Raw genomic sequence first — 22,750 nt, 5'->3', positions numbered from 1 at the left:
CCGTTGTTGTTTTTGTGGGCTGCAGCGTAGCCGTCGACCCTTTATCCAGCCAATGGATAGTGGGAATGAGCATTATTCATCAAGCTGAAAAGACCGTGAAAAGGGCCGGGGGAAAGCGTGTCGAGGCGGCGACGGGGTGAATGAAAGATTGACGCCAGAATAGTGGCTATTTAGTATTTTGCCATCAAATTGATATTACTTTTGCTGATGTTCTGTTTCTTTTGACCCGCTTTTCTCTGCTGCGGATCGATGGATTTCCAGTCCGATCTTGCCTCGTAAAATCAATTATCGCTCGCCGTGGGCCTTCGGGATGAGGGCCTTTGGGGTTTTGACTCCTGCATTGTTGAGAGACTGACATGGACGTTCGCCAACTCGCCTTTATGGCCCGCCAGCCTTCGGCTGCCCTGCAATCGCGTGACTCTTTCTGCGGCTTGTCCAAGCGCAGCCTGGCGTTCATTCTCGCCAACATGATGTTCTGGCAGCCGCTGGTGGTGATGGCCGACGGTATTGTGGTCAACGGCAGCGGCACCACACTCGGTCAGGCGGGTAATGGCGTGCCCATCGTCAACATTGCCGCGCCCAATGGCAGCGGCTTGTCCCATAACAAGTTCAGCGACTACAACGTCGGCCAGCAGGGCGTGATCCTCAACAACGCCACCGGCCGCACCCAGTCCACCCAGCTGGGGGGGATCATCCTCGGCAACGCCAATTTGGGCGGCCGTTCGGCCAATGTGATTCTCAACGAAGTCAACGGCGGCAGCCCCAGCCAGCTCAAGGGCTACACCGAAGTGGCCGGGCAATCGGCCCATGTCATCGTCGCCAACCCCTACGGCGTCAGCTGCAACGGCTGTGGCTTCATCAACACCCCCAAAGCCACCCTGACCACCGGCAAACCGGTGATCGAGAACGGCCAGATCCAGCGTTATCAGGTGGACCAGGGCAGCGTGTCCATCGAGGGCGCGGGCCTCAACGCCGGCAATATCGACCAGTTCGAAATCATCACCCGCAGCGCGAAAATCAACGCCGAGATCCAGGCCAAGCACCTGGCGGTGATCGCCGGGGCCAACGATGTCGATGCCAAGACCTTGAACGCCACGGCCCGCGCCGCCAACCCGGCGGATGCACCGCAACTGGCGATAGACTCTTCGGCCCTGGGCGGCATGTACGCCGGGGCCATCAAGCTGGTGGGCACCGAGGCCGGGGTCGGGGTTAAGCTCGACGGCAAGCTGATCGCCAGTGGCGGCGACATCCAGCTTGATGCCGATGGCCAGCTGCGCATGGCCGACGCTACTGCCGAGAAGGGCGCGGTGGCGATCAAGGCCGGCAGCCTCGATGCCCAGGGCGCGGTCTACGCCGGCAGCGAGCTCAAGGTGCAGACCCGGGACGACCTGAGCAGCCAGAAAACCCTCGCCGCCCGGGACCGCATCACCCTCGACAGCGGTGGCCAGTTGACCAACAAGGGCATCATCGAAGCCGGGATCAATGTCGACAACAGCCGCAACCCCGACGCGGACATCACCCTCACCGCCCAGAGCCTGGACAACCGCGGCAAGAGCATTGTCGCCAGCCGCGATCTGACGATCACTACCGCCCAGACCCTGGACAACCGGGGCGGTACCTTGAGTGGGCAACGTCAGGTGACGCTCAGTGCCGGCACCCTGGACAACCAGAACCAGGGCCGGGTGCTCAGTAGCGATGCGTTGGTGCTACAAGCCGGGCAACTGCTGAACCACAACGCCTTGATCACCAGTGATGGCGAGCTCAAGGCCAATCTCGGCCACCTGGGCAATCGCCACGGTGAGCTGACCAGCCTGACCCAGGTCACCCTGCAAGTGACTTCACTGGACAACGTCGCCGGGCTGGTGATGGCGGGCGACACCCTGGACATCAGCGCCAGCGGGAAGATCAGCAACCAGGGCGGGGCCCTGGGGGCGGAGCAACTGCTGAAGGTGCGCGCAGGGGATCTGGACAACAGCAAGGCCGGTAATCTGCGCAGTGAGGGGCGCCTCAGCGCCGAGGTCGCCGGGCGTCTCGACAATCAGGACAAGGGACTGATCCAGGCCACCGGAGTCGTTGAGGTACAGGCCGGGCATCTGGATAACCGCAAGGGCAAGGTTTCCGCCAGCGACACCTTGCAGGTCAGTGGCGAGATGGCAGACAACCGCGGCGGGGTGATGCGGGCGGACCAGGCCCTGAACCTGCTGAGCAGCGAGCTGGACAACCGTGACCAGGGCCGCCTGGAAAGCCAGGCCGCGGTGACTGTAGAAGGACGCCGGCTGGACAACAGTGGCGGCCTGCTCAGCGCCACCTCCGGCCTGGAGCTCAAGACCCGGGAAGTGCTCAACAACGGCGGGCGTATCGCCAGCAAACGTGACCTGCAGGCCCAGGTCGACAGCCTGCGCCAGCAGGGCGGCGAACTGGTGGCCGAAGGCGATCTGTACCTCACAGGCCAGCACCTGGACAACCGCGACAAAGGCCTGGTGGCGTCCCTCAAGACCCTGACCCTGGACGTCGCTGAAGTGGACAACCGTGGCGGTGCGCTGTCGGGCCGGGGCGAGCTGCAGATCAACGGCCAGGGGCTGAACAACAGCGACGGCGGCAAGATCCTGGCCGACGATCGCCTGCTGCTCAAGGTGGCCCGGGTGATCAACCAGAACCAGGGGCTGCTGTTCAGTAAGCAGGGCCTGAATCTCAGCGGCAGTAGCCTGGACAACAGCGGCGGCCAGTTGGTGAGTCAGAAGCCCTTGCTGCTGACCCTGAGCGCAGCCCTGGACAACCAGCGTGGCCTGATCAGCGGTGAAGACCTGCTGACCCTCAAGGTCGGCAGCCTGGACAACCGCGGCGGCCGCCTGACCGGCGCCCAGGCCCTGAGCATCGACAGCCGCGGGGCGCTGCTCAACCAGGCTGGCGCCATCGTCGCCGAACAAGGCCTGGCCCTGGACAGCGCCAGCCTGAACAACAGTGGCAAGGGCGTGATCAGTGCCAAGGCTGACGCGCGTCTGAACACCGGGGACTTCGACAACAGCCAGGGCGGCAGCCTCACCAGCGCCGGGCAGTTGACCCTGACCGCCGCACAACTGACGAACCACCAGGGCCGGATCGGCAGCGATCAGGCCCTGAACGCCAGTGTCAGCGGTCTGGATCAGCAGGGGGGCGAGCTGTTCAGCAATGCTGATCTGACCCTGGACCTCAACCACGGGCAGTTGAACAACCAGGGCGGCAACCTTCACACCCCCGGGCAACTGCTGTTGCACAACCTCGATCAGGTGGACAACCGCGGTGGCGAGATCTCCGGGGCCAAGGCCTTCAGCCTGAACGCTCGGCAGTTGGACAACAGTGGCGGCAAGGTCCTGAGCAACCAGGCGCTGACCCTGCGCATCGAACAGGCCCTGATCAACGTCAAGGGCCTGATGGCGGCGGCGGCACTGGACAGCCGCAGCACCCGTCTGGACAACCGCGAGGGTGAGCTGCACAGCCGTGGCGACCTGCAGTTGCAGGTCACCGAGGCGGCCGACAACCAGGGCGGAGTGATCCTGGCCGACGCCCAACTGATCCTCAAGGCCGGTACCCTGGATAACCGCCAGGACGGCCTGCTGGGGGCGACCCGGCAGCTTGACCTGAACATCGGGCAACTGGACAACCGTGGCGGCGAGCTGTCCAGCCGGCAGATCGGCCTGGTCGGCGAGCGCCTGGACAACAGTGATGCCGGGCGGGTACTGGCCAGCGGCGACCTGACGCTGACCGTGGCCCAGGTGATCAACCGGAGCCTGGGGCTGATTAGCGCGGACCAGGGCCTGAGCCTCAAAGGCACGAGCCTGGATAACCAGGACGGGCACTTGGTGGGGCTGCAGCGCCTGGACCTGGCGCTCGCCGGCGACCTCGACAACCATCAAGGCCGCATCAGCAGCGAAGGCCGTCTGGGCATCCAGGTGCGCAATCTCGGCAACCGCCAGGGCAGTCTGTCCAGCGCTGGCGCCCTGCAGATCAGCGCCCGGGAGGCCCTGGACAACCGGGGCGGCAAGCTGCTGAGCGACGCCGCGCTGACTCTGTCCAGCGCTCGTCTGGACAACCAGCAGCAGGGCGTTATCAGCAGCAAGGCCAAGCTGGCACTGGAGACGGGCGAACTGGACAACAGCCAGGGCGGCAACCTCAACAGCGGTGATGAACTGAACCTGACCGCGACCCAGGTCAACAACGACCAGGGCAGCATCGGCAGCGCCAAGGCCTTGCAGGCCTCGGTCAGTGGCCTGCAGCAGCAAGGCGGCAAGCTGTTCAGCAAGACTGCCCTGAGCCTTGACCTCAATCACGGCACGCTGAACAACCAGGGCGGCTTCATCAACGCCCCCGGTCCACTGGTGCTGAACAACCTGGGCTCGGTGAACAACCGCCAGGGTGAAATCTCCAGCGAGCAGGCCTTCGAATTGGCGGCGCAAAGCCTGGACAACAGCGCCGGGCAACTGCTCAGCCAGCAGGCGCTGACCCTGCGTATCGACGGCGCGCTGACCGCACTCAAGGGCAAGATTGCCGCTGCCGCCCTGCAGATCGATGCCGGCAGCCTGGACAACAGTGGCTCGCTGCTCAGTGACCACGACCTGGGCTTGAGGGTCGCCGGACCGCTGCAGAACCAGGGTTTGATCCAGTCCGCCGGGGGCTTGCAGCTCAGCGCCAAGGGTCTGGACAACCGGGGCGGCAAGCTGCTGGGCGGCACGGCGCTGAGCATCGACCTGGGACCGCAGACCTCGGACCTGGACAACCGCCAGGGTCTGATCAACACCCAGGGCGTGCTGAGCATCGCCCACCTGCGGGACCTGCAGAACCGCGAAGGTGAAATCTCCAGCGCCCAGGGGTTCAACCTGGCCGGGCGCAATCTGGACAACAGCGCCGGCACACTGATCAGCAACCAGCAGTTAGGGGTCGAGGCAGCGCAGCTGACCAACCAGCAGGGGCTGGTCTCCGGCTGGCAGGGGCTCAACCTCAGCGGTGGCAGCCTGGACAACCGCCAGCAAGGCACCGTGTCGAGCCTGCTGGGGGATCTGCATATCGACCTCAGCGGCGCCTTGCTCAACAGTGCGCAAGGCGGGCTGGCCAGCCAGGGTCAGCTGACCCTCAAGGCCGCCAGCCTGGACAACAGCGACAAGGGCATCGTCACCAGCAAGGGCGAGCAGCAACTGATCCTTGGCAGTGGCGGTTTGAACAACGCCCGGGGCGGGCTGATTGAAAGCAGCGCCAGCCTCGACATCGGCGCCGGCGAACTGGACAACCAGGGCGGCCGCCTCAGCGCCGTGGGCGCCTTGAACTTCACCGGCAATAGTCTGAACAACCAGGGTGGCAACCTGCGCAGTGAAGGCGCGGTGACCCTCGACCTGCTGGGCGCCCTGGTCAATGCCCAGGGCCAGTTGGCCGCCAGTGGTCCGCTGTTGCTCAAGCGTTCGAGCCGGATCGACAACCAGGGCGGGCAACTGATCAGCCAGAACCTGATGACCCTGTTCAGCGCCAGCCTGGACAACAGCAACCGTGGCACCCTGGCCGCCAACGGAGCGCTGCAAATCACCACCACTGGCCAATTGAGCAACCAGGGTGATGGCCTGATCTACAGCCGTGACGCCGGGTTGAGTCTCAATGCCGGCAGTCTGAACAATGCCCAGGGAGCGATCCAGAGCGCCAAGGCCCAGACCCTGACCATGACCGGGGATATCGACAACCAGGGTGGCAAGCTGATCGCCGAAGACGGCGACCTGCGTATCCAGGGCGCCAACCTGGACAGCCGCGGCGGGGTGCTGTCGAGCCTCAAGGGTCTGTTTCAGGCTCGTGTCTGGGGGCAATTGAACAACCATGGCGGCCAGGCCGAGGCCCAGAGCCTGGACCTGCAGGCCCTGGCCGGGATCGATAACGGTGGTGGGCGCATGGCGGCCAAGGGCGGCGACCTGCTGCTCAACAGCGGTGGCGCAGGGGTGGATAACAGCAACGGCGGGCTGTACGCCAGCGGGCGGGTCAAGGCCAGTGGCAACTCGCTGAACAACGGTGTCGGGCAGGTCAACGGCCAGCACATCGACCTGGACTTCAAGGGGCCAGTGAACAACCGTGGCGGCCTGATTGAAAGCCGCGAGAGCCTGGCCCTGCGAGGCGCCAGCCTCGACAACCAGGGCGGCAAGCTGCGGGCCCTGGCGACCGGGGGCAAGACCGAACTGCAGATCGGCGGTCAGTTCGACAACCGCAACGGCCTGCTGGAAACCGCCAACACCGACCTGACCCTGGCGGCGTCGGGTTTGCTCAACCAGGGTGGCAGCCTGCTGCACCTGGGTGAAGGCAACTTCGATATCGCCACCGGCAATGTGATCAATGCCGGCGGCAGCCTGATCACCCGTGGAGGCCTGACCCTCACTGCTGACAGCTGGACCAACAGCAGTGTGATCCAGGCCGGACGCCTGAACCTCAACGTCAACCAATTCGCCCAGACCGCCAGCGGCCAGTTGTTGGCCAGCCAGCACTTGCAGGCCCGGGGCGGCAACTGGAGCAACGACGGGTTGCTGGCCAGCGATGGCAGCCTGGACCTGCAGATCGGCGGCACCTATTCCGGCAATGGCCGGGTGTCCAGCCTGGGCGGCATGACCTTCGGTGCTGCCCAGGTGAACCTGGGCAGTGCCGGCAGCATCGCCGGCGGCGGTGATACCCAGGTCAATATCGGCGGGCAACTGAACAACGCCGGGCGCCTGACTTCCAACGCCAAACTCACCGTGAAGGCCGGCGGCGTGCTCAACACCGGTACCCTGGGCGGCGCCCAGGACCTGAGCCTGACCACCCCGACTCTGGTCAACGACCATGGTTTTGTCTTCAGCGGCCAGAACGCCAGCCTCAACGTCAACACCCTGACCAACAGCTATGGCGAGTTCTACAGCCTGGGCGGCCTGACCGTGGCCGGCATGGCGGCCGGCACCTCGGCCCAAAGCCTGAGAAACATCTCCGGCAATATCCAGAGCGGCGGCGATATCAATATCGCTGCACTGGATCTGGTCAACGACCGGGAAAAATACGAGGCCAGCCAGCAGATCACTGATGGCCGCATGACCATCCGCTGCGTCCAGCACTGCGGCGGTGGCGCCAGTTGGGTCCGGGGGCCGGTGTTTATCTACCGGACGGTAGAAGGGGTGGTGACCAGCGACTCACCGCAGTCGACCCTGAACGCGGGGGGCAACCTGACGGTCAACAGCAGCAGTTTCCTCAACCGCTACAGCACCGTATCGGCAGGCAATGACCTGACCATCAGCAGCGGCACCATCACCAACCAGGCCTCTCTGGTGGCGTCCGGGTCTTCCGGCTATGAAGTCGGTGCCGGGGTCAAGATCAAGCGCGGGCTGTTCTTCCAGCTGGCCCGTGACGTGCAGGCCTACGACCGGGCGCACCCCCAGGGCAGTGCCTTCAACCAGCAGGACTTCGCGGCCCTGGTGGCCAAGTTCAACCCGGGGATCTTCTATGGCATCGACCGGCCGGTAGAGACCTCGACCCTGAGTTCTTCCTCGGCGCCGGCCATCATCCAGGCCGGCGGCAAGGCCCGGCTCACGGCGGCCAACGACATCAGCAACATCAGCGTGATCAAGAGCGCCATTGCCGTGGGCGATCGCGCCCGGGACACCGGCGTCGGGGCATCGAGCAAGCCGCTGATGGTGGTGCTCAACTCCCAGCTGCCGCCGGACCTGGCGCAGCAGCAGGTCAATCCCCTGAGCCTGCCGAACTTCAGCCTGCCGTCGGGGCAGAACGGGCTGTTTCGCTTGAGTGGCCAGGGGGGCACTGCGCCGCCCGCAGCCCCGGCGCAAAGCTGGAACATGGGGGGCGCGAGCCTGGAGCTGACCTCGCGTCAGGCCGGGCCGGAGCCGATCCGCCCTCGGGACCTGAGCAGCCAACCGCTGCCGCAGGTGGTCCTGGACGCTCGTGAGCTGAATCTGCAGGATCACCAGGCCACCGGCGTCGATGGCCGCACTGCCGCGGTCCAGGTCAGCGCGACGGCGGCGGACTCGCCGCTGGGCGTGCTGTCGCCAGTGGGCGGCACCGGCAACCAGAGCGTCAGCCGGGTCCAGGGCCTGCCGGACAGTAGCGTGCGCAGCAATCCCCACAAATACCTGATCGAAACCAACCCGCTGCTCACCGACCTCAAGCAGTTCATGAGTTCCGATTATCTGCTGTCGAACCTGGGGTATGACCCGGACCAGAGTGCCAAGCGCCTGGGGGACGGCTTCTATGAGCAGCGGCTGATCCAGCAGGCGGTGACGGCGCGCACCGGTCAGCGGTTCCTCGATGGCCAGAACAGCGACGAGGGCATGTTCAAGTACCTGATGAACAACGCCATCGCCAGCAAGGACTCGCTCAACCTGGCGGTGGGTGTGACCCTGACCTCCCAGCAAGTGGCGGCCCTGACCCACGACATTGTCTGGCTCGAAGAACAGGAAGTGAACGGCGAGAAGGTGCTGGTGCCGGTGCTGTACCTGGCCAACGCCAACAACCGTCTGGCGGCCAACGGTGCCCTGGTCCAGGGCCGGGACGTGACCCTGATCGCCGGCAAGGACCTGGTCAACTCCGGGACTTTGCGTGCCAGTGAGAATCTCAGTGCGACAGCGGGCACCGACCTGCTCAACAGTGGCCTGATCGAGGCCGGCAATCGCTTGAACCTGCTGGCCGGGGACAACGTGGTCAACCAGGCCGGCGGCATCATTGCCGGGCGTGACGTGACCGTCCGCGCCCTGGCGGGGGATGTGATCAACGAGCGCAGCGTCACCACCTTCCAGAGCAACCCCGGTTCCACCACCCAGCGCCAGGACTACGTCAACAACGCGGCGCGGATCGAGGCCCGCAACGACCTGAACCTGGGCGCCGGGCGCGACATCAACAACGTCGGCGGCGTGTTGAGCAGCGGTGGCGACACCACCCTGATCGCCGCTCGTGACGTCAATCTGGTATCGGCTCAGGAGCACGACAAGCTCACCCGCGACCGCTATCTGAACGAAAGCATCACCCAGCACGGTTCCAGCGTCAGCGTTGGGCGGGATCTGGCGGTCAGCGCCGGACGCGACCTGACGGCGGTCGCCAGCCAGATCGAGGCCAAGCGCAACATCGCCATGGATGCCGTGGGGGACATGACCCTGGCCTCGGCGGCGGACGAGCAGCACAGCTACTCCAAGACCAAGAAGGTCACCCGCCAGGAAGACCATGTCAGCCAGGTCGGCACCTCGCTGACCGCCGGCGCCGATGTGGTCCTCAGTGCGGGCAAGGACCTGAGCCTGATCTCCAGTCGCATCAGCGCCGGCAACGAAGCCTACCTGGTGGCCGGTGACAACCTGGAGTTGCTGGCGGCCCAGGACAGCGACTACTCGCTGTACGACATGAAGAAGAAGGGCAGTTGGGGCCGCAAGAAGACCCGGCGTGACGAGGTGACCCAGGTCACCAACATCGGCAGCGAGATCACGACTGGCGGCGACCTGACCCTCAAGAGCGGCGGCGACCAGAAGTACCAGGTGGCCAAGCTGGAAAGCGCCAAGGACCTGACCCTGGACAGTGGCGGCGCGATCACCTTCGAGGGGGTCAAGGACCTGCACGACGAAAGCCACACCAAGAGCAACAACAATGCCTTCTGGAATTCCTCCAAAGGCCGCGGCAACACCGATGAAACCCTGCGCCAGAGCAGCCTGGTGGCCGGCGGCAGCCTGACCATCAAGGCCGTGGAAGGCTTGAAGATCGACATCAAGCACATCGACCAGAAAAGCGTCAGCCAGGCTATCGACGCCATGGTCCAGGCCGACCCGCAACTGGCCTGGCTGAAACAGGCCGAGGCCCGGGGCGACGTGGACTGGCGCCAGGTCAAGGAGATCCACGAGTCCTTCAAGTACAACAACTCGGGCCTGGGCCCGGCAGCGCAGTTGATCATCGCCATCGCCCTGGCGGCGGTGATGGGGCCGATGATGGCCGGGATGAACACCATGCTCCAGGCAGTGGCGGTGAACGTTGCCACCAAGGCCACGGTCAGCACCATCGACAACCGCGGCAACCTGGGCAAGGTCCTCAAGGACGTGACTTCCAAGGAGAGCATCAAGGGCTACACAGTGGCCGCAGCCACCGCCGGGGTGGCCCAGGGGTTGAACTACAACCCGAGCGCCATGGGCCTGGATGCCAAGAGCCTGCAGACCGTGGCGGTCAAGGTCACGGCCGATGCCTTGATCAAGACCGCAGTCTATGGCGGCAGCTTCAAGGACAACCTGGCAGCTTCGGCAGCCGGAACCGCCGCCAGCATCGGCGGGGCGTATGGCGCCGGCAAGATCGGCGACCTGGGCCTGACCGAGGGCGGCCTGGCGAAAATCGCCCTGCATGCCGGGCTTGGCGGCCTGCTGTCTGAAGCCATGGGCGGTGATTTCCGCACTGGAGCCATCGCCGGTGGTGCCAACGAGTTGCTGGTGGGGGTGCTGGGGGACAAGCTGCTGCCGGACAACCTGATCCCCGGTTCGCCGGAGTACATCCAGGCCCAGGCCAACCTGATGGCCCTGTCGCAGATTGTCGGGGTTCTCGGGGCGGCCGCCGCCGGCGGTGACCTGAGCATCGCCTCGACGGTGGCGGCCAATGGCACCCAGAACAACTACCTGACGCACCAGGCCTTCGACGAGTTGGGCAACTGCCTGTCGGGCCGTACCTGCTCCACCGATGAGCAGAAAAAGGCCGCCGTGACCAAGGCCGAGAAACTCAGCGAGTGGCTGGACTCGGAGATGCGCAGCATCTGCGACAAGGCGCCGACCGGCGACGGTTGCCGGGCGGCGGTCAACGCTTCGATCAAGTACGTGGCCATGAAGGATGCCTGGAAAATCATGAACAAGGACGTGGTCCGTTCCTCGAAGAACACCTTCGACTACCTCTACAACACTGAAGGGGCAGCGACGCGCCTGGTGACCTACCTGAACACCATCGACAACCGGGCCAACTTCTTCGGTGCCAGTAATGTCTATGAGCAGAACCTGGGCATTGGCGCCAAGTGGTTTGGCGGGGCGGAAGAAGTGTCCAGGGCCTTTTTGACCGGGTTGGGTGCCGATGGTGATGGGACCTACCTGCCGTCCTACATCACCTTCGCTGCTGGACGAGTAGTGGCGCCGGTCTACGACTGGCGCAAGGCGGCCGGGGATGCGTTGATCACCGGTGGCTTCGATAATTTCAAGAATCTCTACAACAAGGCCACCACCGATCCGGTCGCCTGGGATATCAAGCAGTTGAAAGGCGAACAGACTATATTGCAGCCGGTTCATGAAAAGTATCTGGGGGGCCGAGATCTGTTTCAGACGATATCGGGCAAGGCCACCAATACTTCAGGAATAGCAGGGCACTTTATTGAGGAGAGGCAGGGTGTTCCGGGTGGTATCAATATTCTGGATTACGCCTCCAGGGTCGAGTTTGGTTGCAAGCTGCTGGGTTATTCAAAAAGTCAGGGATGCGCTCCATGACTGAGGTGAAATACCCACGTCTGAAGGTGTTTGCAGTGTTTGTGCTGTGTCCCCTGGTGCCGGGTTTTGTTGCCGGCCTGGTGAACTTCGTGTTGCTGCTTGCTCATCTGACCAGCAATCCGCGCTTGCTGGGCGAAGTCAGGGGAGGGGAGCTGTTGCTGATGCCCGTGTTGGCGCCGCTAATGACGCTGTTGGTGTTCTTCGTGCCTTTCCTCGGGCTGGCCCTGGGGGTGGCGCTGATAAAAGTCAGGAGGAGCGCGTTCAGTTGCAGCGCTGTGTCGCTGATTGGCGGCGGTCTTGCCATGTCATGGGCCTTGCTGTTCATTCGCGAAGTGGTCAATTACGTTGCAACGGCCCGATATTCCGATTACCTGCTTGGCCTGTTGCTGATCTTCCTGGCCGCAGCCATGACCTGCTGGCTGACCGCGCGTTTGTTCCTGCCGCAGCAGGATCCTGGTCCCACCGTGGCCGAATGATCCACGTGCCCCCCGGTTGCCGTTATTGACAGCCGGGGGCGGCGCTGCGAATTATCCAGCCCCCGGATAACCTCAGTGGGCATTATTCATGAAGCTGAATGTGCAACGCCTGGACCTCAACCTGCTGCGGGTGTTCGACGCCCTGATGCAGGAGCAGAACCTGTCCCGGGCCGCCGTGCGCCTGAACCTCAGCCAGCCGGCGGTAAGCAATGCCCTGGCGCGCCTGCGCCGGCACCTGGACGAGCCGCTGTTCCTGCGTACCGCCCGGGGTATGCAGCCCACTTCCAGGGCGCAAAGCCTGCATATCGCTGTGCGCCAGGCCCTGCATCTGTTGCAGCAGGGCCTGGACCCGACTGCCGCGTTCGATCCGGCGGCGGCCGACCCGTTGTTCACCCTGTCGATGAACGATTACGCCCAGGCGCGGCTGCTGCCGGCGCTGTCCCAGCGTTTGCAGCAGGTGGCGCCCAAAGTCCGGCTGGCGGTGCGCAGCGACAGCGCCGATTCGCTGGCGGCCTGGCTCTGCGCCGGAATGCTCGACCTGGCGGTGGACTACCTGTACTTCGACAATCCGGACCTGTGCTACCAGCCATTGCTGGAGGAACAACTGGTGGTGATCGGGCGCGCCGGCCATCCGGCCTTCACCCCGGAGCTGGACCTGGCCGCCTATCAGGGCAGCCGGCATGTGGCGATTCCCGATCGCGGCGGGCGCGGTTCGCCGCTGGAGATCGTCCTGGGCTCGGCCAAGGTCCAGCGTCAGGTGCAGTTGTGGGTGCCCCATTACCTGAGCATTCCCTTGATCGTGGCCCAGTCCGATCTGCTGGGTACGGTGCCACGGCATCTGGCGGAGCATTTTGCCGCGTTGCTGCCGATCCGCATCGCCCGCCTGCCGCTGCTGGCAGGGCCGGTGCAGGTCAGCCTGATCTGGCACCGCCAGCAACAGCAGGCGCCGGGGTTGCAATGGCTGCGGGGAGAGGTCAGCGCGATTGCCAGTGGGGTTGCGCAGTGAAGGGCGCACCGTCCCGGCGCCTTGAAAGTGCGACTCTCAAGGGGTTCCTAGTGGTTGCAGCGCTCATGTAGCAAGGCTCGCGGGCATTTGCCGGCCAGAGGTCTTGGTGGGTGTCCGGCTGGCAATCAAGAGCCTTCTTGGTCAAGGCCAAGAGCCGTCCTGTCTCATTCGGAAGTTAACGTTTGTAGGCTTTCCGGGCCTTGGGCATAAGGCCAATGCCACACACGAGTTAGGTAAAAAACCAATGAAGTTAATCCCCAATCGGGAGTCGACCCTGTGCTCTGCGGCCGGCCCCGGCATGCCCTGTATTCTCCCCCGGGGTTAAGCGGATATGACTACTTCTCTTCTATTGCGTACTGGCTTGTCTCACCGGAACTGGCTGTTCTGCGCAGCCTTGATAACACTCTGGCCAGACTCCCAGGCATCCGCCGAGATCATGCTCAGCGCGACGCGAATCATCCTCAGTGCTGATGAACACAGCGCGTCGACCGTTGTGTCCAACCTCACCAGCAACGATTACGCGGTGCAGGCCTGGGTCAACGATGCCAGGGACAGTCAGGATCCGTACACCCCGTTCATTGCCATGCCGGCCCTGTTCAAGGTGCGGGCAGGCGAAGAACAAGTGGTGCGGATCATCAAGACCCCCGGGCAACTGCCGGAGGATCGGGAGTCGCTGTTCTATTTCAATGCCGAGGAAATTCTGCCGTTGGCGCACAAGCAGGACAAGCCGTTGAACGTCGCGGCACGCACCCGGGTGAAGCTGTTCTACCGCCCCGGGAAGTTGCCGGGTACGGCCCGGGAAGCCCCCAGCCAGCTGTCATGGAAACTGCTGGACCAACCTTGCGGGACGGTATTGCGCGTCACCAACCCCAGTGCCTATCACGTCACTTTCATGGGGGTCCGGATAATGGACGGCGGCCGGCCCATCGAGTTGAAAAATGTCGGCATGGTGGCGCCCAAGTCCAGCCAGGACTACCGGCTCAAACACAAGCTCAAGTCCGGCACTGCCACCGTCGAGTTTTCGATCATCAACGATTACGGCGGTTACAGCGAGCCCTTGAAGTCCAGTGCCAGGTTCTGAATCGCTGGCCGGGTCAAGCTCTGCTGCAACGTAGCGAGCGCTCGACCTCAATCCGGGCAACGCCCACACGCTCTGGCGTGTGGGCGTTGTCGTGTCTGCGGCGGCACTCAGTCGGGGTTGGCGGAGGCCGTCAGGGTCCTGTTGAGTTTGTCCATCAGCCCACGCACCTCATTGCACAGCTGCGACAAGGTGCTGGTGGCGGCATTGTCCTCAAGGGCTTGCTCCAGGGCTTCGCATAACCGTAGCAGCGACTCGGACTGCATCATCTGCGCCGAGCTTTTCAGTTTGTGGGCCGTGTGGGCCAGGGCCTTGAGATCAACCCGGGCCATGGCGTCCTCCAAGGCCTGGAGATCCTGCTGATTGCATACGATCAGGTTACCCAGCAGGCTGCGCCGCTTGTCCTCCGGGAGGTTGAACAACTGCAGTGCCAAACTCCCGTCCTCCACCGCCTCCCGTGCCGTGCTCTCGGCGAACAATGGCACGTAGCGGGCCAGCATCGACACGCTCAGAGGCTTGAGCAGGCACACATCCATGCCGGCGGCGAGACCGGCCTGCATGTCTTCTGCCCGGGCGCTGGCGGTGGTGCCGATGATGGTGCAGGGACGAATGCGCAGTTGCTGTTCCAGGCGACGAATCTCTTCGGTCAGGGTGATGCCGTCCAACTCCGGCATATTGCAGTCGGTGATGATCAGGTCGACGTCGCTGTCCTCCCAGATGAACAGTGCCTCAAGCCCGTCGTGGGCCAGGATCGGCAGATGGCCGAGCAGCTCGATCTGCTCCTTGAGCAGGGTCAGGCTGGGTAGATGGTCCTCGACGATGAGGATCTTCAGGCGCTGTTGGATCGGGGGGGCGGGCTCGCTCACAGGCAGTGCCAGCGGGGTGTCGCTGGGTGTGGCTTCCTCGGCGCAGGCGGTCAGGGTCATGGTGGTGCCCTTGCCCGGGGCGCTGTCCACCAACAGGTCGCCGCCAATGATCCGGCTCAATGACTGGCAGATGCACAGGCCGATCCCGGCGCCACTGTTACGGTTGGCGGTGACCCGGGAGAAAGGCGTGAACAGGGTGGCCATGTCGGCAGTGGCGATGCCCGGGCCGGTGTCTTGCACGCTGATGGAAAAGGCGAAACGTCGCTCACCCAATGCAACGCCCTGGACCCGCAGGGTGATATCGCCACTGTCGGTGAACTTGATCGCGTTGCTCATCAGGTTGGAGAGGATCTGCTTGATCTTCAGGCGGTCCAGGCGCAACGGCAGATCGGCACAGGCATCGAACCGGGTCTTGATCGACAGCCCTTTGCGGGTCGCCAGGCTGTCGAAGATTGCCAGGGTGGAAGTGACGATCTGCTTCAGGGTGCAGGTCTCGAGATGCAGGCGGGTCTGCCCGGATTCGATGCTGGAGATGTCGAGGATGCCCCCCAGCAGTTCCAGCAGGCTGACGGCCGCTTCATGGGCGAATTGCAGCGACTCGAGATTCTTGCCCTGGGGCGCCTTGCGGGTCAGTACCAGCTCCAGCATGCCGATGATGGCATTCATGGGGGTGCGAATTTCGTGGCTCATGGTGGCGAGGAAAATCGACTTGGCGCTGTTGGCCTGATCCGCCGTCTCCTTGGCCTGGCGCAGTTCTTCGAGGATGCGCAGGCGATCACCAATGTCCAGCCAGCCGCAGACCACGCCAAAGACCTGCTGCCGGTCGTCCCGCAGCGGTTGGACCCAGTGGTAGATGTCTAGCGTCTGGCCGCCCAGGGGCAAGGTCTGGTCACGGGAGAGGGCGACGCCGCTGGTCGCGACCTGCTCGTAGTCCTGTAGCCATTGTCCGAGCACCGCGCGCCCGAGCATCGCGTCGAGCATCTGGGTGTGGGTATTTGAGGTAGCGCCGGGTATGAAGGTCTGGGCGTAGGGGGTATTGAACAGCAACAGTTCGCCGTCGCGGCCACGTACGTAAATGGGGTGGGGAATGCTGTCGACGATGTTCTGGATCAGGCTCAGGCGTTCCTGCAATTGCTGGCGCACGATGGATTTCTTGAAGATCAGCTTTCTCAGGTAGAGGATCCAGATGCAGGTGGCCAGCAGCAGTACGAAGGACGCGCTGAGCACTTGGTAGACCCTCAGACCCACACCTTCCCAATACATGTTGTCGGTCGCGGCATTGGCGCGCCAACGTCCGGAGATGGCCGCGGTTTCACTGGGTGAAATGCGCAGCAGGGCCTTTTCGATAATGGAAATCAGCACCTTGTTATGCGGCTGGCTGGCGAGACCGATTCGGGCGTTGACGCCTTTGAGCAGACCCGAGACCTTCAGGGCGTCCTCGTATTTGTACGACAGGTAGTACCGGGCCTGGTTGGTGGAGGTCAGGGTGAAGTCGCTGCCACCGTCGCGAACCCGGTTCAGGGAGTCGGCGACGTTGTCCGTGGTGTGGATCTTCAGGTGCGGGTAGTTCTGGCGCATATGCTCCAGCAGGGCATCGGAGCGGGGTAGGGCGATGCTTTGTTCGGGATTGTCCTGGAGCTCGAACTCCTCGGGGCCGGTATTTTTGGTGATCAGGGTGTAGGGCGTGGTGATGACCGGTCGGGTAAACAGGTACTTGCGATCTCGGGAGTCGGTCTCCGACATGATGCCAAGGTCCACTTCGCCCTTGTCCAGCAACTCCATGGCCTTGTGCACCGAGCGGGTGCGGACGATCTCGAAACGCAGCCCGGAGTTCAGGCGTACCAGCTCCAGAATGTCGGACATGGTGCCGCCGAACTGGCCGCTGTTGTCGAACAGGGCGTAGGGCGCCAAGTCTTCGCTGACGGCAATCCTGAAGGGCTTCTTGCTGCCCAGCAGTTGTTTCTCTTCGCTGTTGAGCACGCTGACGAATTCGTCATCGCTGCACTTGAGGGTCACCACCCACCAATTGACCATCCTGATGATCTGGCAGCGACTGCGGGACTGCAGTTGCTGGTCGAGGATGGACGCCAGGTGGCTGTTGTTGTCGGTGTAGGCAAAACCTATGTTCGCCTCCAGGCCGTTGACACTGACGTTGGTCACCAGCTGATTGTTGAAACTCTGGTTCAGCAGGTAGTTGGTGCTGACGGTATCTCCCAGATAAGCCTGGGCATGTCCCTTGAGCACGGCGGCAATGGCTTCATAGGGCGAGTTGTAGTTCTTGATGGTGGCGCTGCGAAAGATCTTGAAGGTGTCCTCATCGATAAAGCCATCATGGGTCGATGAAATCTGCGCAGTGGGATCACGCAGGTCCACATCCAGCAGACTACCGGTGGTGGAGTACAAGGCGATCTGGGTATAGGCGTAAGGGGCGGAAATCTGCACGCCGTATTTTTCCGCCTCTGGCGGGGTGGTGGCGTCCACCAGGTCGATCTCGCCCGCTTTCAGTGCCTTGAAGGCGCTCCAGCGGTCCGGATAACCGATGATGTCGAAACGGATATTCAGGATTTTCTGCAGGGCCAGCAGGTTTTCCGCGAGTATGCCCTCCAGCTCCCTTTTCTCGGAGAAGATGGTCAGGGGCGGGTAGTCGGGGAAGGTTACGCCGATTCTTACGGAGCCCTTTTTATTGAGCCAGGCCTGGTCCTCGGGACTGACCTGGGCGGAAAACTGCAGGTTCTGTCCCCGTGAGGACAGTTGGAAGGTTTCAGCGGCTGAAGCAACGCCGGGCAGTAGCGTCAGGCTCAGTGTCATGAGTAGCGTCAGCAGGATGGTTTTCATCTTGCGCGAGTCAAATCAGGTTCATTTCTTTGGCGATACCGGCCAGTTCTATGGTGGTGCGTACTCCCATTTTGCGCAGGATGTTGATCTTGTGTCCGCTGACGGTCTTGTTGCTCAAGTGCAGCTTCTCCCCGATGGCCACGTTGCTCAGGCCCTGGACCAGTAGTTGCAGGACAATAACTTCCTTGTTGGTGAGTTTATGCGCGCTCAAGTCGCTGTTCTGGCCGTGTTCCATGTAGTGGGCCAGCACTTCCTTGGGGAAATACAGATAACCATCGTTGATGGTGTGAAGCCCCTTGATTAGTTCATCCATGCTTGCACTTTTGTTGATGAACCCCAAGGCCCCGGCTTGCATGCAGCGCGCGGCATAGGTGCTGGCCAGTTGCGAGGTGAAGACCAGGGTCTTGATCTTGAGATTTTCCGAGTTGAGGCGCTGCAGCACCGACAGACCATCCAGGCTATCAAGCCCGATGTCCAGTAGGAGGTACTCGGGAGCAAGGCTGCGTACTTTCGCCAGGGCATCCAGGCCATCGGCGGACTCGGCGACAACCTGATAGCCGTTTTGCTCAAGGGTGGCTCTAATCGCACCAGAGATGATGGGGTGGTCGTCCACAATCAGTACGGTTTTACTCATGATTCCCTCATTCTCATTATTACCTCTAGAACGCTTATAGCTGTATGCAATAAGGTTTCGAATCGCCGGACTTACTATACCCTCCGGCACTCGTTTTCCGGCTCTAAAGCTGACTGTCTGGTGCACTTTTAAGGATCTTCTTGGTTTTATGCGAGAAGCATCTCGGGTTCTTTGGCGGGCGCTTTTGTTAGTCTGAGGGCTCTTCTAGTTGTGCTGGAAAAGAACCGCAGAGGCAGTCAATGGGTTGTCAGTTGTTGTCCTTGAGTTGTTGTATTAGTAGTGGCGCCCGGGCTGATTGCATCAGTGGCAGTACTAATGTTTATGCGGATTTTCATAAGGGCACGGCCAATCCCCGGGCGGCCTTTACCCTCACTTGCAAGTAAGAGCAAAGGTCAGTTGCTGAGGTGTTTGGGCGTTATTGACGAAGAAGATGCTCAGTCTCAGACGCTTCCTACCTCCATTCAAGAAGCATCCTGAATTCAGTTGAGTCTGATTTGGATAGCATGATTTTTTATCCGGAGCCGCAGGTCATGTCGACGCTAAGCGTACTGTTGTTGTGTTCGAACGCTTTTCGGGCTCGACGGTTTTCCAGAATACTGGCGGCTTCGGGCTTTGCCCGGGTTCAGGTGATCAGCCAGGAAAGCCAGTGGACCCAATTCCCACCGGAACTGGGTGAACTGGACCTGGTGATCTGCGACTCGTTGCACTCCCTGACGGCCATTTATTACCTGCGCCGACTCTGCGAACACTACGGTTTCTTCTCGATGCTCGAGTGCGAAGCCCTGGAGGCGTCTATCCGCTGGGGCCTGGCGAACTTTCGCGTGCGCTCCGGCAAGTATTGCGTCGGCAGCTATAGCGACCTGGACACGGCGCAGATCAGTGGCTTGCTGCTCAAGGCCCTGACCGTCAAGCGCACGGTGAAGAACCACTCTCGCAGCAACAGCCTGGCGACCGATCGGCGTGCCCCCGCCAGCAATGACTGGATGGCGCAGCTGGATGTCGCCGAGGCTCTGGCACAGCAGCAGATCGTTGCTTATTTCCAGCCCCAGGTGTGCCTGAAGACCCGGCGCATCACCGGTGCCGAGGTTCTGGCCCGTTGGCAGCATCCCCACAAGGGCGTGCTGGGGCCACAGTTCTTCCTCGATCTGTTCGACAGCCCGGAGCGCCAGCGACAGCTGTTCGACTGCCTGTTGCAACAGGGCCTGATGCTGCAGCGGCAACTGCAGGCCCACACCCAGGGTGAGGCCCTGGTGTTCTCCTACAACATCGAAGCCAGCCAGCTGACCGACCCCGAGTTTGCCGCCCAGGTGCTGCGGCAGATCGAGGAGGCCGGGGTGCCCAAGAAGCAGGTGACCCTGGAGATCACCGAGCGCCAGGCCCTGACCCTGGACATGCAAAGCATCGAGAACATCAGCGTTCTGGTGAAAAGCGGTGTGCGCCTGTCCCTTGATGATTTCGGTACCGGCCATTCGTCGATCATGCGCCTGGCGGATATTCCCTTTGGCCAGATCAAGCTCGACTCGGGTTTTGTCGCCAACGCCCTGGGGCTCAAGGAAACCCGGATCATCGAGGCGGTGGTGGGGCTGGCACGCTCGCTCAATCTGGAGCTGGTGGCCGAGGGCATCGAGACGGAGAAACAACGTGCCCACCTGCAGCGCCTGGGGGTCGATGCGGCCCAGGGCTATCTGTTCCACAAGCCGATGCAGGGCCAGGCGCTGCTCCAGGTGCTGAGCGCGAGCCACTCGCCATTGCGGCTGATTCGTCAGGGCTAGCTGCGCAGCAGGCCCGCGGTTCTCACATCAGGTTCAGTTGCCTGGCGATAGTGGCCAGTTCGATGGTGGTACGCACCCCAAGTTTCTTCAGCACATTGATCTTGTGGCCGCTGATGGTCTTGTTGCTCAAGTTGAGCTTGGTGGCGATCTCCAGGTTGCTGTAGCCGTTGGCCAGCAACTGCAGGATCACCAGCTCCTTGTTGGTCAGGTTGTTGAGCGCATCGCTCGGGTCGTGGCCGGTTCCCCGGTACATCTCCAGCACTTCCCTGGGGAAATACAGATAGCCGTCGGCCAGGGCATTCAGGCCCTTGACCAGCTCCTGCAGGCCGGCGCTCTTGCTGATGAAGCCCATGGCGCCTGCCTGCATGCAGCGCACGCCGTAGGTGCTGGCGCGATTGGCGGTGAACACCAGGGTCTTGACCTCCAGATGGTCCATGGCAATGCGTTGCAGGACCGAGAGTCCATCCAGGTTGTCCAGGGTGATGTCCAGCAGCATGTAGTCGGGGCGCAGCTTGTGAATCTTGTCCAGCGCGTCGAAGCCGTCAGAGGATTCACCAATGGGCTGGTAGCCGTTTTCTTCAAGCAGCTCGCTGACAGCGGCGCAGATGATGGGATGGTCGTCGACGATAAGCACACGTCTGTTTTTCATGGGGCCCTCGGAAGACACCCTAGGGAGCGCCGTTAGGGCTCGTTGCGGAAAATGGGTCACTCGGCAGTCACTGTTTTTGTTGTGGAAGTCATAGGCCCGATGACTCTTTTGCAGGGGATCAAAGTTGTTTTGCCGGGTCGTGATGACGGCGGCACAACCCCAAGAGAGTGAAGGCGTGGCAAACGGCGCGAGCATGTTAGTTCAGAAGAACGGGCAAAAGATTCGTGCAAGAAGCGACTGGTAAATTTCCAAGACGCTTCTTGCCAGGGGGGGCGCGCTGTCCTTGAAGGCTGTACTCAAGTGGGAAATTTGCGCGGCGTCCTCAGCCCGGCCAGGGACTGAGGATGGCCGGGCGACCGGTCGCAGACACAGCCCAGGGGCTGTTGCGCTGTTACGGCGCCTTGAGCATCACATAGGCTTCACCGCCACGGCGATCGTGCATGAGGATGAAACTCTGGCCGTCGAGGGTGATCCGCGCCGGGACGTTCTGCGCCACCGGCGTGCTGGAAAACTTGGCGACGCTGCTCAAGAACTGCAGGGTCAGCGAGCTGTCGTTCTGGCTGGGGGTGGTGATCGCACATTCCTTGTTGATCTGGACCTGGACCCCCAGGGTCTGGTCCTGGTTCATGCCCATCTTGGCGAAACCGGCGTCGGTGAGTTCCACAATGCCATGGGCCCGGGCGGCGCTTTCGGCCCCGGCGAAGGACGGTGCGGACTTCAGGCAGATATCGCGAAAGGCCAGGATACCGGCGGAGGTGATGGTGGGTTCAGGGTCGATCTTGCGGGTGACGCTGGAGCAGGCGCTGAGCAGCATCAGGGCGGCGAGCAGGGCGGCAAGCGGTGCAGTGCGGGGCAGAGTACTCATGGACAATCCTTGGCGAAGGGCCGGCAGTGGCGCCGGGCTTGGTTCATGCCGAATCGTGCAATCGGCTGCCTAGCAGGGTAGGCACGGCTGGCGCCCAGATCAATGTTTTGTCGGGGCTTGGCAGGCAAAGTCCAGGCGCTCTGGCGCAGTAATTGCGTGCTTCATGGATCAGTTCAGCGAGGGGGCGAGCGGCCATGCAGTTACGAGCGTTGCGTTATTTTCACGAGGTGGCCCGTTGCGCCTCCCTGCGCCAGGCGGCAGAGCGGCTGTACGTCACGCCCACCGCCGTGAGTCGGCAGATCGAGCAATTGGAACACTTCTTTGGCACCGCGCTGATCGAGCGCGGGCCCCGGGGGATTCGCCTGACGGTGGAAGGCGAGTGCCTGGCCGAGCAGGTCAGCTCCACCTTGCGCGGCTTCGATCAGGTGCGTGACGTGATCGCCAGCCGGCAGAGCCAGGTAGCGGGTAACGTCAGCATCCATGTGTCGGAAAGTATCGTTTCCAGCGTGTTGGCGCCGGTACTGGCCGCGTTCAATCGGGCCCATCCCAAAGTCACCTTCAACATTGTCATCGCCAGTGCCGGCGCCACCCTCGATGCCCTGTGCAGCGGCGAGGCCGATCTGGGCCTGGCCTTTTACCTGCAGGAACGGGTCGAAGTGGAAGTGACCGCCCATTGCCAGTTGTGGCACCGGGTACTGGTCAGCGCCGAGCATCCTTTCGCCCAGTGCCCGAGCATTCGCCTGGAGGACCTGGAAGGGCAGCCACTGGCCATTCCGGATTCGGCCTACGGCGTGCGTCAGGCATTGGAAGGCGCAGCCCGCAAGCGAGGGGTGAACATTTTGCCGGTGTTCACCACCAGCTCCCTGGAGGTGCAGAAAAGCCTGGCCCGCCAGCGCGCGGCAGTGCTGATCCTGCCCCAGGTGGACGCCGAGGCCCGGGACCTGGGTGATGGCCTGGTGGCGGTGCCGATTGACGACGAGCACCTGGAACGGATTCGTGTCGATTTGTGCGTGGTCCGTCACCGCCCCCTATCGGTAGCGACCCTCAGATGCCAGGAAATGCTCGCCCGCGCCATGCAACGCCATAGCCTGGCGTAGAAGC

10 protein-coding genes are annotated in these 22,750 nt (G+C 62.6%); 6 read left to right on the top strand and 4 right to left on the bottom strand.

The features are described from left to right. Nucleotides 1–356 precede the first annotated feature (356 nt). The 4 genes from P7C00_RS20250 to P7C00_RS20235 all read left to right on the top strand — a co-directional run bounded on the left by P7C00_RS20250 (nucleotide 357) and on the right by P7C00_RS20235 (nucleotide 14,031). The gene (locus P7C00_RS20250) at nucleotides 357–11,468 is read left to right on the top strand and encodes a filamentous hemagglutinin N-terminal domain-containing protein (protein WP_404937220.1); all 11,112 of its coding nucleotides are present in this window, start codon (nucleotides 357–359) and stop codon (nucleotides 11,466–11,468) included. Further along, nucleotides 11,465–11,944, top strand: a complete 480-nt coding sequence (locus P7C00_RS20245) for a hypothetical protein (RefSeq protein ID WP_404937219.1) — start codon at nucleotides 11,465–11,467, stop codon at nucleotides 11,942–11,944. Before P7C00_RS20250 ends, P7C00_RS20245 begins: the two co-directional genes overlap by 4 nt. An 88-nt stretch (nucleotides 11,945–12,032) precedes the next feature. Beyond that, nucleotides 12,033–12,950, top strand: a complete 918-nt coding sequence (locus P7C00_RS20240; protein ID WP_404937218.1) for a LysR family transcriptional regulator — start codon at nucleotides 12,033–12,035, stop codon at nucleotides 12,948–12,950. A gap of 331 nt (nucleotides 12,951–13,281) precedes the next feature. After that, a complete protein-coding gene (locus tag P7C00_RS20235) occupies nucleotides 13,282–14,031 on the top strand; it encodes a molecular chaperone (protein ID WP_404937217.1) in 750 nt (249 codons plus the stop codon). A 107-nt stretch (nucleotides 14,032–14,138) separates the two neighbouring features. Here P7C00_RS20235 and P7C00_RS20230 read toward each other — a convergent pair whose 3' ends face one another. Next, nucleotides 14,139–17,729, bottom strand: a complete 3,591-nt coding sequence (locus P7C00_RS20230; RefSeq protein WP_404937216.1) for an ATP-binding protein — start codon at nucleotides 17,727–17,729, stop codon at nucleotides 14,139–14,141. A gap of 10 nt (nucleotides 17,730–17,739) precedes the next feature. After that, nucleotides 17,740–18,363: a response regulator transcription factor gene (locus P7C00_RS20225; protein WP_346635300.1), complete on the bottom strand. Its 624-nt coding sequence runs from the start codon at nucleotides 18,361–18,363 to the stop codon at nucleotides 17,740–17,742. Between the two features lie 530 nt (nucleotides 18,364–18,893). Between P7C00_RS20225 and P7C00_RS20220 the strand changes: the two genes are divergently transcribed. Continuing rightward, nucleotides 18,894–20,135, top strand: coding sequence for an EAL domain-containing protein (locus tag P7C00_RS20220; RefSeq protein ID WP_404937215.1), 1,242 nt, complete (start codon nucleotides 18,894–18,896; stop codon nucleotides 20,133–20,135). 22 nt (nucleotides 20,136–20,157) lie between these two features. Here the strand turns inward: P7C00_RS20220 and P7C00_RS20215 are convergent, their stop codons facing one another. Both P7C00_RS20215 and P7C00_RS20210 read right to left on the bottom strand, forming a co-directional pair. Then, nucleotides 20,158–20,784 carry a response regulator gene (locus tag P7C00_RS20215; protein WP_404937214.1) on the bottom strand — a complete coding sequence of 209 codons (627 nt, stop codon included), beginning with the start codon at nucleotides 20,782–20,784 and terminating at the stop codon, nucleotides 20,158–20,160. 391 nt (nucleotides 20,785–21,175) lie between these two features. Next, nucleotides 21,176–21,649, bottom strand: coding sequence for a hypothetical protein (locus P7C00_RS20210; protein WP_346635303.1), 474 nt, complete (start codon nucleotides 21,647–21,649; stop codon nucleotides 21,176–21,178). Nucleotides 21,650–21,843: 194 nt separating this feature from the next. On the opposite strand from P7C00_RS20210, the gene P7C00_RS20205 reads away from it, so the two are divergent. Next, nucleotides 21,844–22,746, top strand: coding sequence for a LysR family transcriptional regulator (locus P7C00_RS20205; protein WP_346635304.1), 903 nt, complete (start codon nucleotides 21,844–21,846; stop codon nucleotides 22,744–22,746). Nucleotides 22,747–22,750: the final 4 nt, after the last annotated feature.

It is taken from the genome of Pseudomonas sp. JDS08PS003 (genome assembly GCF_045013505.1).
Taxonomy (GTDB): Bacteria; Pseudomonadota; Gammaproteobacteria; order Pseudomonadales; family Pseudomonadaceae; genus Aquipseudomonas; species Aquipseudomonas protegens_B.
This window is presented reverse-complemented; position numbering and strand designations above follow the sequence as displayed.

Excerpts from the sequence above, each read along its gene's own strand:
- P7C00_RS20205 (WP_346635304.1), top strand. The coding sequence starts at position 21,844 with ATGCAGTTACGAGCGTTGCGTTATTTTCACGAGGTGGCCCGTTGCGCC.
- P7C00_RS20245 (WP_404937219.1), top strand. The coding sequence starts at position 11,465 with ATGACTGAGGTGAAATACCCACGTCTGAAGGTGTTTGCAGTGTTTGTG.
- P7C00_RS20230 (WP_404937216.1), bottom strand. The coding sequence starts at position 17,729 with ATGAAAACCATCCTGCTGACGCTACTCATGACACTGAGCCTGACGCTA.
- P7C00_RS20240 (WP_404937218.1), top strand. The coding sequence starts at position 12,033 with ATGAAGCTGAATGTGCAACGCCTGGACCTCAACCTGCTGCGGGTGTTC.
- P7C00_RS20210 (WP_346635303.1), bottom strand. The coding sequence starts at position 21,649 with ATGAGTACTCTGCCCCGCACTGCACCGCTTGCCGCCCTGCTCGCCGCC.
- P7C00_RS20250 (WP_404937220.1), top strand. The coding sequence starts at position 357 with ATGGACGTTCGCCAACTCGCCTTTATGGCCCGCCAGCCTTCGGCTGCC.
- P7C00_RS20215 (WP_404937214.1), bottom strand. The coding sequence starts at position 20,784 with ATGAAAAACAGACGTGTGCTTATCGTCGACGACCATCCCATCATCTGC.
- P7C00_RS20225 (WP_346635300.1), bottom strand. The coding sequence starts at position 18,363 with ATGAGTAAAACCGTACTGATTGTGGACGACCACCCCATCATCTCTGGT.
- P7C00_RS20220 (WP_404937215.1), top strand. The coding sequence starts at position 18,894 with ATGTCGACGCTAAGCGTACTGTTGTTGTGTTCGAACGCTTTTCGGGCT.
- P7C00_RS20235 (WP_404937217.1), top strand. The coding sequence starts at position 13,282 with ATGACTACTTCTCTTCTATTGCGTACTGGCTTGTCTCACCGGAACTGG.